General features: G+C 74.3%; 11 protein-coding genes. 5 read left to right on the forward strand and 6 right to left on the reverse strand.

Annotation, left to right across the window (positions count from 1 at the left end; all coding sequences use genetic code 11):
• The 3 genes from ACFUK0_RS37235 to galK all read left to right on the forward strand — a co-directional run.
• Positions 1 to 481 (forward strand): TetR/AcrR family transcriptional regulator (locus tag ACFUK0_RS37235; protein WP_380257950.1); only part of this gene is annotated, 481 nt, incomplete at its 5' end.
• 215 nt (positions 482 to 696) lie between these two features.
• A complete protein-coding gene (galT, locus tag ACFUK0_RS37240; RefSeq protein WP_380257952.1) occupies positions 697 to 1,878 on the forward strand; it encodes a galactose-1-phosphate uridylyltransferase in 1,182 nt (393 codons plus the stop codon).
• Positions 1,875 to 3,026, forward strand: a complete 1,152-nt coding sequence (gene galK / locus ACFUK0_RS37245) for a galactokinase (RefSeq protein ID WP_380257954.1) — start codon at positions 1,875 to 1,877, stop codon at positions 3,024 to 3,026. The genes galT and galK overlap by 4 nt, the downstream gene beginning before the upstream one ends.
• 103 nt (positions 3,027 to 3,129) lie before the next feature.
• Here galK and pgm read toward each other — a convergent pair whose 3' ends face one another.
• Positions 3,130 to 4,770: a phosphoglucomutase (alpha-D-glucose-1,6-bisphosphate-dependent) gene (gene pgm / locus ACFUK0_RS37250; RefSeq protein ID WP_380257956.1), complete on the reverse strand. Its 1,641-nt coding sequence runs from the start codon at positions 4,768 to 4,770 to the stop codon at positions 3,130 to 3,132.
• A 126-nt stretch (positions 4,771 to 4,896) separates the two neighbouring features.
• Here pgm and ACFUK0_RS37255 point away from each other — a divergent pair, with 126 nt between their 5' ends.
• A complete protein-coding gene (locus ACFUK0_RS37255) occupies positions 4,897 to 5,091 on the forward strand; it encodes a DUF6011 domain-containing protein (protein WP_380257958.1) in 195 nt (64 codons plus the stop codon).
• Between the two features lie 124 nt (positions 5,092 to 5,215).
• Positions 5,216 to 7,687: a SpoIIE family protein phosphatase gene (locus ACFUK0_RS37260; RefSeq protein ID WP_380257960.1), complete on the forward strand. Its 2,472-nt coding sequence runs from the start codon at positions 5,216 to 5,218 to the stop codon at positions 7,685 to 7,687.
• A gap of 53 nt (positions 7,688 to 7,740) precedes the next feature.
• Here ACFUK0_RS37260 and ACFUK0_RS37265 read toward each other — a convergent pair whose 3' ends face one another.
• The 5 genes from ACFUK0_RS37265 to ACFUK0_RS37285 all read right to left on the reverse strand — a co-directional run bounded on the left by ACFUK0_RS37265 (position 7,741) and on the right by ACFUK0_RS37285 (position 11,992).
• Positions 7,741 to 9,330 carry an MFS transporter gene (locus tag ACFUK0_RS37265; RefSeq protein ID WP_380257962.1) on the reverse strand — a complete coding sequence of 530 codons (1,590 nt, stop codon included), beginning with the start codon at positions 9,328 to 9,330 and terminating at the stop codon, positions 7,741 to 7,743.
• Positions 9,327 to 9,881 (reverse strand): TetR/AcrR family transcriptional regulator, encoded by a 555-nt coding sequence (locus ACFUK0_RS37270; RefSeq protein ID WP_380257964.1) that lies wholly within the window; start codon positions 9,879 to 9,881, stop codon positions 9,327 to 9,329. Before ACFUK0_RS37270 ends, ACFUK0_RS37265 begins: the two co-directional genes overlap by 4 nt.
• 145 nt (positions 9,882 to 10,026) lie before the next feature.
• The gene (locus ACFUK0_RS37275) at positions 10,027 to 10,419 is read right to left on the reverse strand and encodes a cell division protein SepF (RefSeq protein ID WP_380257966.1); all 393 of its coding nucleotides are present in this window, start codon (positions 10,417 to 10,419) and stop codon (positions 10,027 to 10,029) included.
• Between the two features lie 269 nt (positions 10,420 to 10,688).
• Positions 10,689 to 11,213 carry a DinB family protein gene (locus tag ACFUK0_RS37280; protein WP_380257968.1) on the reverse strand — a complete coding sequence of 175 codons (525 nt, stop codon included), beginning with the start codon at positions 11,211 to 11,213 and terminating at the stop codon, positions 10,689 to 10,691.
• A 44-nt stretch (positions 11,214 to 11,257) separates the two neighbouring features.
• Positions 11,258 to 11,992: a TVP38/TMEM64 family protein gene (locus tag ACFUK0_RS37285; RefSeq protein WP_380257970.1), complete on the reverse strand. Its 735-nt coding sequence runs from the start codon at positions 11,990 to 11,992 to the stop codon at positions 11,258 to 11,260.
• Positions 11,993 to 12,008 lie beyond the last annotated feature (16 nt).

Genomic DNA, 12,008 nt, shown 5'->3' on the forward strand with positions numbered 1-12,008 from the left:
GGCCGGGGTGTCCCGGGGCGCCGCGCAGCACCACTTCCCGACCCGGGAGGACTTGTTCACGGCGGCCGTCGAGCACGTCACGGCCGAGCGCCTGGCGGCCGTCCGCGCCCACGCGGACGACCTGCCGGCGCCCGGCCCGCAGCGCACCGAGGCCGTGGTCGGCATGATCGTGCGGCTCTACACCGGCCCGCTGTTCCGCGCGGCCCTGCAGCTGTGGGTGGCCGCCGCCACCGAGGAGCCGCTGCGGGCCCGGATCGTGGCGCTGGAGAACCACGTGGGCCGCGAGTCCCACCGGGCGGCGGTGGAGTTCCTCGGCGCCGACGAGAGCGGCCCCGGGGTGCGGGAGACCGTGCAGGCGACCATGGACATGGCCCGCGGGCTCGGGCTGGCCAACCTGCTCACCGACGACAGTGCCCGCCGTGCGGGGGTCGTCCGCCAGTGGGCGCGGATGCTGGACGCGACCCTGGACGCCAGGCCGTAGGCACGTCTTCGCACTCCCGGCGGCCCGGACGACTCCGGTGCCGCACCTCCGCGTGCCCCCTCCCTCCCGGGTCGTCCCCGGGCATCCCGGTCCTGCTTCGGGCCCGCCGGGCTGTTTGCTGTCCGTCAATGTTGACTATTGTCGTATTGGGTTTGATTATGTTGCAGACGCTCGGATCGCACGCCGAGCCGCAGAACAGCCAGAGGGCGGAGCCCGTGAACAAGACCTTGACCAAGCTGGCCGACGGCCGCGAGCTCATCTACTACGACGCCGGCCCCGGCGCCGTACGCGACGCCGTGGACGCGCGTGACCTGGAGCCGGTCGCGAGCCTGGCGGAGATCCGCCGCGACCCGGCCACCGGGGACTGGGTGACCGTCGCCGCGCACCGCCAGGGCCGCACCTACCACCCGCCGGCCGACCAGTGCCCGCTCTGCCCCACCCGGGCCGGGCGGCTCAGCGAGATCCCCGACGCTGGCTACGACGTGGTCGTCTTCGAGAACCGCTTCCCCTCGCTCGGCGCCGAGCTCCCCGGCGCCGACGCGGACGGACCGGCCGCCGGCGACGTGCTGCGCACCGCCGCCCCCGGCACCGGCCGCTGCGAGGTGGTCTGCTTCACGCCGGACCACCATTCCTCCTTCGCCGACCTCACCCCCGAGCGCGCCGGCCTGGTGCTGGAGGCCTGGACGGACCGGACGGCCGAGCTGTCGGCCCTGCCGGGCGTGCGGCAGGTGTACTGCTTCGAGAACCGCGGCGCCGAGATCGGCGTGACCCTGGCCCACTCGCACGGCCAGATCTACGCCCTTCCGTTCGTCACCCCGCGCACCGCCAAGATGGCCCGGCAGGCGGCGGCCCACCGCGCGCGCACCGGCCGCAACCTGTTCGAGGACGTGCTCGCAGCCGAACTGGCCGGCCACGCCGAGGCCGTCGCGGCCGGTGACCGCAGCGCCGACCGGGTGGTGCTGGCGGGCGAGCACTGGACGGCGTTCGTGCCGTTCGCCGCGCGCTGGCCGTACGAGGTGCACCTCTTCCCGAACCGCCGGGTCGCGGACTTCACCGGCCTGAACGCGGCCGAGCGGGCCGAGTTCCCGCACCTCTACCTGGACCTGCTGGGCCGCTTCGACCGGCTGTTCACCGAGCCGGGGGAGAGCACCCAGGCCTCCCCGACCCCGTACATCGCGGCCTGGCACCAGGCCCCGTCGCCGGGCGACGTCCCCGGGGGTGAGGACGGGGGCGAGGACGGGCTGGACGAGATGGCTCTCCACCTGGAACTCTTCACCATCCGCCGGACGGCGGGCAAGCTGAAGTACCTGGCCGGCGTCGAGTCCGGCATGGATGCGTTCGTCAACGATGTCTCGCCCGAGGCTGCGGCCCGGCGTCTGCGTGAGGTGGCCCCGTGAGTGATGACCTGCTGACCGACGCGTTCACCGCCGTCCACCACGGCGCCGCCGACGGCGTCTGGGCCGCTCCCGGCCGGGTCAACCTGATCGGCGAGCACACCGACTACAACGACGGCTTCGTGCTCCCGATCGCCCTGCCGCACACCGCCCGCGCGGCCGTCCGCCGCCGCGAGGACGGCGTCCTGCGACTGCACAGCGCGCAGGCCGGGGGCGGCGTGGTCGAGCTCGCCGTCGACGCCCTGGCGCCCGGCTCGGTCGATGGCTGGGCCAAGTACCCGGCGGGTGTCGTCTGGGCCCTGCGGGAGGCCGGGCACCCGGTCGGCGGCGCCGACATCCACCTGGACAGCGACGTGCCCACCGGCGCCGGACTCTCCTCCTCGGCCGCCCTGGAATGCGTCACGGCCCTCGCCTTCAACGACCTGTGGAGCCTCGGCCTCGGCCCGGTCGACCTCGGCCTGCTCGCCCAGCGGGCCGAGAACGTCTTCGTCGGCGTGCCCTGCGGCGCGATGGACCAGCTCGCCTCCACCTGCTGCGAGGCGGACCGGGCGATGTTCCTGGACACCCGCACGCTGACCGCCCGCCAGCTCCCGGTCGACCTGGCGGCCGCCGGGCTGCGCCTGCTGGTGATCGACACCCAGGTCAAGCACGACCTCGCGGACGGCGCCTACGCCGAGCGCCGCGCCGGCTGCGAGAAGGCCGCCGCCCTGCTCGGCCTGCCCGCCCTGCGCGACCTCGCCCTGCCGGAGCTGGAGGCCGCGCTCGCCACGCTGCCGGACGACGGGCTGCGCGCCCTCACCCGGCACGTGGTGACCGAGAACGCGCGGGTCGAAGCGGCGGTGGAGGCCATGGCGGGCGGCGACCCGGCCGCCCTCGGGCCGATCCTGACCGCCGGCCACGCCTCGCTGCGGGACGACTTCCTGGTCTCCTGCGCGGAGACCGACCTGGTGGTCGTGGAGGCGCTCGCGGCCGGTGCGCTGGGCGCCCGGATGACCGGCGGCGGCTTCGGCGGCTCGGTGATCGCGCTGGTCGCCGAGCAGGACAGCGACCGGGTCGCCGACGCCGTCACGGCCGCCTTCGCCGCCGCGGGCCTCACCGCCCCGCGGATCTTCCCGGCGCTCGCCGCCCAGGGCGCCCGCCGCCTCGCCTGACGCCCGCCGGCAGCACCGCACCACAGCACAGGACAGCACCACAGCACCACAGCACGACCCGCGCGGCCCCCGGACCTGGCCTGGTCCGGGGGCCGCGCGCGGATCAGGCTCCGAGCACGTCCCCGACCAGGGCCCGGGCCTCCTCCTGCACCCGGGCCAGGTGGTCGGCGCCGTGGAAGCTCTCGGCGTAGATCTTGTAGACGTCCTCGGTACCGGACGGCCGCGCCGCGAACCAGGCGTTCTCGGTGCACACCTTCAGCCCGCCGATCGACGCGCCGTTGCCGGGCGCCTCGGTGAGGACGGCGGTGATCGGCTCACCCGCCAGGCTGTCCGCCGTCACCTGTTCGGCGCTGAGCCGGCCCAGCAGCGCCTTCTGCGCACGGTCGGCCGGGGCGTCCACCCGCGCGTACGCCGGGTCGCCGAAGCGCGCGGTCAGGTCGCGGTAGTGCTGCGAGGGGCTGACGCCGGTCACCGCGGTGATCTCGGCCGCCAGCAGGGCCAGCAGGATGCCGTCCTTGTCGGTGGTCCACACCCCGCCGTCGCGGCGCAGGAAGGACGCGCCGGCCGACTCCTCGCCGCCGAACGCGACCGAGCCGCCGAGCAGCCCGTCCACGAACCACTTGAACCCGACCGGCACCTCGACCAGGTCGCGCTTGAGCTCGGCCGCCACCCGGTCGATCATCGAGGACGAGACCAGGGTCTTGCCGATGCCCGCCGTGGCGGGCCAGTCCTGGCGGTGCCGGTACAGGTAGTCGATCGCGACGGCCAGGTAGTGGTTCGGGTTCATCAGGCCGCCGTCGGGGGTGACGATGCCGTGCCGGTCGGCGTCCGCGTCGTTGCCGGTGGAGACGTCGTAGGCGTCCTTGCGCCCGATCAGCGAGGCCATCGCGTACGGGGAGGAGCAGTCCATCCGGATCTTCCCGTCCCAGTCCAGCGACATGAACCGCCAGGCCGGGTCGGTGAGCGGGTTCACCACCGTCAGGTCCAGGCGGTGCGTCTCGGCGATCCGGCCCCAGTACGCGACGGAGGCGCCGCCCAGCGGGTCCGCGCCGATCCGCACGCCCGCCGCGCGCACCGCGTCCAGGTCCAGTACGGACGGCAGGTCCGCGACGTAGTGGGTGAGGTAGTCGTAGCGGCCGGTGGTGGCGGCTGCCAGCGCCCGGGTGTACGGGATGCGGCGCACGCCCGCCAGGCCGTCCGCGATCAGCTCGTTGGCGCGGTCCTGGATCCAGCCGGTCGCCTCCGAGCCGGCCGGCCCGCCGTGCGGCGGGTTGTACTTGAACCCGCCGTCGCGCGGCGGGTTGTGCGACGGGGTGACCACGATGCCGTCCGCGCCGCCCGCCGGGTGCGCGCGGTTGTGGGCGAGGATCGCGTGCGAGACGGCGGGCGTGGGCGTGTACCCGTCCGCACTGTCGATCAGCACCGTGACACCGTTCGCCGCCAGCACCTCCAGAGCCGTGGCGAGCGCCGGCTCGGACAGCGCGTGCGTGTCCGCGCCGAGGAACAGCGGCCCGTCCGTGCCCTGTTCGGCCCGGTACTCGCAGATCGCCTGCGTGGTCGCCGCGATGTGGTCCTCGTTGAAAGCCGTGTCCAGCGACGACCCGCGGTGCCCGGACGTACCGAACGCCACCCGCTGCCCTGGCTCGGCCGGGTCGGGGTGCAGCGTGTAATAGGCCGTCACCAGCCTTGCCACGTCGACCAGATCCCCGGGCTCTGCCTGCAAACCGGCCCGTGCGTGCACCATCGCGATCTCCTTCGCCGATCGTCCGAGTCCTCTCCGCAGGCTAGCGCCCCGCACCGGCGCCCACCCCGCCGGGCCTCGCCCCCGCTCCGATGGACCACCGGCCGGACGACCCGGCAGACTGGACGGATGCCCGCCCCCGAACCCGGCCTGCCGATCGCCCCGATCCCGGCCCTGCTGCCGCAGACCGTCCGCTGCCGCCGCTGCGGCCGCCCCCTGCACGACCCGGAGGCCCGGATGCTCCGCCTGGGCCGGGAGTGCCGCCGCCCGGAGGAGCACGTCCGGGTGGTGGCGGGCGAGCAGGAGACCCTCCCGGGCCTCTGAGAGGGGCCGAAGCGGCCCGGAGGGGTCGCCGGGGCGCCGATCACCGTGCACGCTGGAGGGGAATACCCGGTCGGGCAGCCGAGCGCCCGACCGGCCACGCGGCGACTGGTGGGTTTCCTGATTCATGCGCGGATTCGAGTGGGACAGACCGGACGACGCCCGCCGTGAGACGCCGGGCCCCGCCGCCGCACGCCTCGACGGCCACCGGCTGATCGCCCTCGCCACCGCGCTCCTCCAGGGCGACGGGCTCATCCTGCACTGGAGCGAGGACGCCGAGGCACTGCTCGGCTACAGCGCGGAGGAGGCCGTCGGCAGGTACGCGGCCCACCTGCTGGTCGGCAAGGCCCAGCGGCCCGAGGTGGCGGGCCTGTTCGACCGGATCATGGCCGGGCGCGGCTGGTCCGGCGTGTTCCCGCTGCGCCACCGCGACGGCCACGTCGTCGACCTGGAGTTCCGCACCTACCCGATCGCCGGCCCGGGCGGCGCCCCGCTGCTGCTCGCCACCGCCTCCGACGTGCGCGCCCTGCGGGACGTCGAGGCGGACGTCGCGTTCCTGAACGGCTTCTTCAACCAGTCCCCGATCGGCCTCGCCGTCTACGACCCCGACCTGCGGTACGTCCGGCTCAACGACGCGCTCGCCCGGATCAACGGGCTGCCCGCCGCCGACCACGTCGGCCGGCGGATAAGCGCCATCCTGCCCGGGCTGAACAGTGCCGACATCGAACAGGTGATGCGCCGGGTGCTGACCACCGGCCGGCCGGTGATCGACGCCCGCTCCTACGGCCGCACCCCCGGCGACCCGCGCCACGACCGGGCCTGGTCGGCGTCCTACTTCCGGCTGGAGGACTCCACCGGCCGGGTGCTCGGCGTCAGCTCGTCCATCATCGACGTCACCGAGCGCTTCCAGGCCGAGGGCCGGGCCGCCCGGGCCCAGGAGCGCCTCGCGATGATCGCCGAGGCCACCGCGCGGATCGGCACCACCCTGGACCTCCAGCGCACCGCCGAGGAGCTGGTCGAGGCCGTCGTCCCGCGGTTCGCGGACTTCGCGACCGTCGACCTGCTGGAGCCCGTGCTGCGCGGGGAGGAGCCCGTCCACCTGGCCCCCGACAGCTCGGTGCGGCTCAGCGCCGTGGCGGTCGGCGAGGGGTACGAGACCGGGCTGATGATGGCCGTGGACAGCGTCGGCGAGACCTACGCGTACGACGCCGAGCGGGTCTACACCCAGTGCCTGCGCAGCGGCCGCCCGCTGCTGCGCGCCCATGTGGACGAGGAGGTGTTCGCCAGCCTGGTCTCCTCGCCGGACCGGGTGGAGCCCGGGATGGCGGCCGGGATCCACTCCTACCTGATGGTGCCGCTGCTCGCCCGGGGCATGGTGCTCGGCGGCTCGGAGTTCGTCCGCACCCGCAACCCGGAGCCGTTCACCCCGGCGGACGTCGCCCTCGCCGAGGAGCTGGTCGCCCGGGCGGCCATCGCCATCGACAACGCCCGGCTGTACCGTCGCGAACGCGAGACCGCGCTGACCCTCCAGCGCAGCCTGCTGCCGCAGGAGATCCACCGCACGCTCGGCCTGGAGATCGCCTACCGCTACCTGCCCAGCAGTGTGGTCAGCGAGGTCGGCGGGGACTGGTTCGACGTGGTGCCGCTGTCCTGCGGGCGGGTCGCGCTGGTGGTCGGCGACGTGATGGGGCACGGCATCCGGGCCGCCGCCACGATGGGGCAGCTGCGGACGGTGGCCCGGACGCTGGCGACCCTCGACATGCCGCCCGAGCAGGTGCTCACCCGTCTGGACGAGACCGCCACGGGGATCGGCGACGGCCAGTTCGCGACCTGCATCTGCGCGGTGTTCGACCCGGTGGACCGCTCGGTCAAGGTGGCCTCGGCCGGTCACCTCCCCCCGGTCTGGGTCTCGCCGGACGGCACGGCCCGCCGGGTGGACCTGCCTCCCGGGGTGCCGCTGGGTGTCGGCGGGGTGGCGTTCGAGGGCACCGAGTTCACCGTTCCCGAGGGCGGGGTGGTGGCGCTGTACACCGACGGCCTGGTCGAGCGGCGCGGGGAGGACCTCGACGTCGGCATCGAGCGGCTCGCGCGCACCCTCGCCCAGCAGGGGCGGACGCTGGAGGAGAGCTGCGACGCGGTGCTGGCCGCGCTGGTGACGGACGGCACCGATGACGACGTCGCGATGATCATGGGCCGGGTGCTGCCGGTGCCGGCCGACCGGATGGCCACCATGCAGCTCAACGGCAGCGGCCGGCTGCCCGGCCACGCCCGCCGCTTCACCCGCACCACCCTGGAGTCCTGGGGTCTGTCCGGCCTCTGCGACTTCGCCGAACTGCTGGTCAGCGAACTCGTCACGAACGCCCTGCTGCACGCCGACGCGCCGCGCCGGCTGCGGCTGTTCCGCGACCGCGTGCTGACCGTGGAGGTCTCCGACGCTGGCGGGCAGTCGCCGCAACTGCGCACGTTCGGCGAGCAGGACGAAGGCGGGCGCGGCATGTTCCTGGTCGGAGAACTCGCCCACCGCTGGGGGAGCAGGGCGACCAGGGACGGCAAGGTGGTGTGGGCGGAGCTGGAGCTGCCCATCGGCAGCTCCGGCTGACCCCGGCTGTCCCCGGCTGAACCCGGACCCCGGCTGACCCCGGCGGCGCCCGGCTACGCGGCCAGCCGCTCCGGGGCCGTGTCCCGCTCCCCGGCCGTGTCCCGCTCCTCCTCCGTCGTCCGCCCCTGCGCGGCCGCGCCGCGCTCGCGCAGCAGGAACCAGGCCAGCGCGGAGGCCGCGAGCAGCAGGCCGGCGGCGAGCAGCGCGGCCAGGTTCATGCCCTGGACGAACGAGTCGCGGGCGCTGGCCAGCAGCGGCCCGGCGACCTGTGCGGGCAGCGTGCCGGCCGCCTCCACCGCGCCGCCGATCGACTCGCCGGCGCGGGCCGCCGCGTCCGGGCCGGCACCGGCCGGGACGAGCAGCGAACCGGCGTAGACCGAGCCGACCACCGAGCCGACCAGCGCGATGCCGAGCGCCGTGCCCAGCTCGTACGCGGTCTCCGAGACGGCGGAGGCGGCGCCTGCCTTGTCGGCCGGTGCGGAGCCGAGCACCACGTCGGCGGAGAGCGTGTAGACCACGCCCTCGGCGGTGCCGACGATCAGGAACGCGACGGCCAGCAGCAGGTAGGTGCTGTCCTGGTGCATCCACCCGATGATGCCGAGGCCGACGCCCATCGCGGCCAGCCCGGCCGTCAGCGCGGCCCGGACACCCGCCCGGCGGGCCAGCCGGGCGGTCAGCAGGCCGCCGGCCACGGCGCCGGCGAAGGCGGGCAGCTCGGCGAGGCCGGCCTGCAGCGGCTGGTACCCGCGGACCAGCTGCAGGTACTGGGACATCACGAACACCACGCCGGAGAGCCCGATCAGCGCCGTCAGCGAGGCCAGCACGGCGGCCGTGAACCGCCGGTCGGCGAACAGCCGGACGTCCAGCAGCGGGGTCGGCAGCCGCAGCTGGCGGCGTACGAAGACGGTCAGCGCCGCCGCGCCGAGGACGGCCGTCGGGGGGACGTCCCAGCGCAGCAGGCCGTGCGAGGCGGCCTCCTTCACGGCGTACACGACGCCGATCACGCCGGCCAGCGAGAGCAGCACGCTGAGCACGTCCCAGCGGCCCGGGTTCGGGTCCTTCGACTCGGGGAGCAGCCAGCGGCCCAGCACCAGCAGCGGGATCAGGACGGGGATGTTCAGCAGGAAGACCGAGCCCCACCAGAAGTGCTCCAGCAGCACCCCGCCGACCACCGGGCCGAGCGCGGCGCCGGCGGTGGCGGCGGCGCCCCAGATGCCGATCGCGGTGGCCCGCTCGCGGGCGTCCGGGAACAGGGTGCGGATCAGCGAGAGGGTGGCGGGCATGATGGTCGCGCCGGCCACGCCGAGCAGGGCGCGGGCCAGGATCAGCCAGCCGGCGCTCGGTGCGTACGCGGCGAGCAGCGAGGCGACGCCGAACGCGGCGGAGCCGGTCAGCAGCAGCCGGCGCCGGCCGACGCGGTCGCTGAGCGAGCCCATGCTGACCAGCAGGCCCGCCAGCACGAAGGAGTAGGCGTCGCCGATCCAGAGCAGCTGGGTGCCGCTGGGGCGCAGGGTCTCGCTGATCGAGGGGATGGCGAGGGAGAGCACGGTCGCGTCGACCGCGACCAGGGTGACGGCCAGCACGAGGACGGCCAGGCCGGCCCAGCGCTGCCGGGAGTGGGGACGGAGCATGGTGGTGCTCATGGTGTTTCAGTTCTCCTGAGTGCGCCGCCGAGGAAGAGTTCGGCGAGCGAGAAAGCACTGTCGCGGGGGGCGAGGCGTCCGTCCTGGACGGCCCAGCCGATGCCGGCGACGAGGTCGAACAGGGCCTCGGCGAGCCAGCCCGCCGAGAGTTCGATCCGGAACACGCCCTCCTGCTGCCCGCGCAGGAAGAGCGCGCGGATCCGGGCGTCCTGGATCTCCCAGAGGTCGTTGATCTCGGGGTGGTCGTAGAGCTGGTTCTCCCCGGCCAGGAAGGCGCAGAGCGCGGCGTCGGGGACGACCGCGTCGATGAGCCGGCGCAGGGCGGCCTGCGGATCGCCGTCCTCGATGGCGGCGGTGTCCAGGGCGGCGGCGACCTTCCGCAGGCTGAGCGCGCCGACCTCGCGGATCAGGGCCTCGCGGCCCGGGAAGATCCGGTGCAGGGTGGCCCGGCTGATCCCGGCGGCGCGGGCGATCTCGTCGAGATGCGCGGTCGGGCGGCGGGAGAGCACGCCGACGGCGGCTTCGAGGACGGAGTCACGGTCGGTGGCCATGGCTGAAGTGTAGAACGAATGAGACTTGGATGTCTCATTTTATTGCTGGAAGGCTCATCTGCGTGTTCGATGCCGGTACCGGGACAGCAAAAACCGGGGACGGCTGATGCCGTCCCCGGAGGGGATGCCTGTCCGACGCGCCGCGTCAGCTCTGGTTGTAGAACCCGGTGTCGTCCAGCGGCCGGTCGATCACCATGACCTCGACCTCGGCCGGCGTGAGCAGGAAGACCCGGCGGGCGATCCGCTCGATCCCGCCGCAGGTGCCGAAGATCAGCCCGGAGGCGAAGTCGACCATGCGCTTGGCCTCGGCGTCGTCCATCTCGGTCAGGTCCATCACCACGGGGGTGCTGGCGCGGATGTGCTCGCCGACCACCCGGGCGGCCTCGAAGCCGGTGGGCCGCACGGAGACGATCTTCGCGGGGGCCGGGGCGGCGGGCACCGTCTCCTGGTCCGCCCACGGATCGTCGTACACCGCGGCCGGGTAGTTGCCGGAGGGCATCAGCCACCCGTTGTGGTGCTCGTCGCGAAGTGCTCCCATGCCGCGCCTCCCTGTCTCGTCCCGAACGCGTCCCCCGGGCGCGCGTGCCCTTTTGACACGTCATCCACTCGTCGGAACTGTCCGAGTATCGCACTGATCACCGGTTCGGTGCCTGCTCGCGGCCGCCGTACGGGTCGTGGCGCGCCGCGCGTCCGGGCGGACCCGGACATCAGAAGCGACGCCGCAGCTCGACGGATGGTTGCGCGCGTAGACCATACCGGTGCCTGTCAGCCGGTAGTTGACTTCGCGTCAACACCGGTGGAGAGGGTTCATTCCCCCGTGGTGCCGTCCACAAGCTCCCGGAGCAGATCCGCGTGCCCGTTGTGCCGCGCGTACTCCTCGATCATGTGCACCTGGATCCACCGGAGCGTCACCTCCTGGCCCTTGCGGCGGCGCCGGCCGACCGTCTCCAGCGGCAGTCCCTCGCAGGCCCGCCGGGAGATCTCGATCTGCGCCTGCCAGGTGGCGAAGGCCTCGTCCGGGTCGGCGTCGTCTACGCCGTTGAACTCGCCGTCCTCGTCCTCGGCCGTCCAGTAGATGCCGTTCTCGCCCAGGTCCTCCCCCAGCAGGAAGCGCTGGTACCAGGCCTGCTCGACGTCCGCCATGTGCCGGACCAGCCCGAGCAGCGAGAGCGTGGACGGGGGTATCGCGCGCAGTCGCAGCTGCTCCGCCGTCAGGCCCTCGCACTTCAGCGCGAGGGTGGCGCGGTGGTAGTCGAGGAAGTTCGCCAGCATGGCCGCTTCGTCGGCGGCGAACGGGGGATCGGTACGGACGTCGCCGCCGGTGGGGGTCATGGCCGACATCCTGGCGCAGGCCGCTGACACACGCGAGCGAATACTCAGCCCGGGTCGGCCGCCGGCCTGCGCCGCGCGGCCCGCCACACCGACGCGAGGCCGAGCACACCCGTCAGCACGATCGCCCCGGCCGAGAACAGGAAGGCGGCCGAGCCGGGCTCCCGCGCACTCGCGGCGGCGACCACGTACGCGGCCGTCGCCGGCAGCACGCCGAGTGCGGTGGCGGCGAGGAAGGGGTTGAAGCGCACGCCGGAGAACGCGGCGGCGTAGTTGCCCGCCTGGAACGGCAGGCCGGGGAAGAGCCGGAGCAGCAGCACGCTGCGGAAGCCCTGCTCGGTGAACCTGCGGTCGAGGGAGGTGAGCACCCGCCCCCGCAGCAGCGGGCGCAGCGCATCCCGGCCGAGCAGCCGGCCGAGCACGAAGGCGGCGGCCGCGCCGAGCGTGGTGCCGAGGACGGCGAGCAGCAGTCCCTCCTGGACGCCCAGCAGCAGGCCGGCGGCGGCGTTCAGGGCGGGGCGCGGCACGAAGACGACGGTGGCCACCGCGTACACCCCGACGAACGCCGGGGCCCGCCAGATGCCGGGGGCTGCCGAGGCCAGGCCGCCGGACAGCACGGCGGACGGGTCCCAGAGGAGCAGGGAGCAGGCCGCCGCGCCGAGGATCACGACCAGCAGCGCGAGCTTCGTCCGGGGCGACCGCGCCACCCGGGAGAGCCGGGCCGGGGCGGCGCCGGCCGGGGCGGGCGCGGCGGCCGGCGGGGAGATCGGGGGAGCGGACACCGGGTGAGCTTAACCG

The sequence above is a fragment of the Kitasatospora sp. NPDC057223 genome (genome assembly GCF_042669755.1).
GTDB lineage: Bacteria > Actinomycetota > Actinomycetes > Streptomycetales > Streptomycetaceae > Kitasatospora.

What these genes read in the sequence shown, in the direction of transcription:
- pgm (WP_380257956.1), bottom strand. Translation starts at nt 4,770, where the DNA reads ATGGTGCACGCACGGGCCGGTTTGCAGGCAGAGCCCGGGGATCTGGTC.
- ACFUK0_RS37260 (WP_380257960.1), top strand. Translation starts at nt 5,216, where the DNA reads ATGCGCGGATTCGAGTGGGACAGACCGGACGACGCCCGCCGTGAGACG.
- ACFUK0_RS37275 (WP_380257966.1), bottom strand. Translation starts at nt 10,419, where the DNA reads ATGGGAGCACTTCGCGACGAGCACCACAACGGGTGGCTGATGCCCTCC.
- ACFUK0_RS37265 (WP_380257962.1), bottom strand. Translation starts at nt 9,330, where the DNA reads ATGAGCACCACCATGCTCCGTCCCCACTCCCGGCAGCGCTGGGCCGGC.
- ACFUK0_RS37255 (WP_380257958.1), top strand. Translation starts at nt 4,897, where the DNA reads ATGCCCGCCCCCGAACCCGGCCTGCCGATCGCCCCGATCCCGGCCCTG.
- ACFUK0_RS37280 (WP_380257968.1), bottom strand. Translation starts at nt 11,213, where the DNA reads ATGACCCCCACCGGCGGCGACGTCCGTACCGATCCCCCGTTCGCCGCC.
- ACFUK0_RS37270 (WP_380257964.1), bottom strand. Translation starts at nt 9,881, where the DNA reads ATGGCCACCGACCGTGACTCCGTCCTCGAAGCCGCCGTCGGCGTGCTC.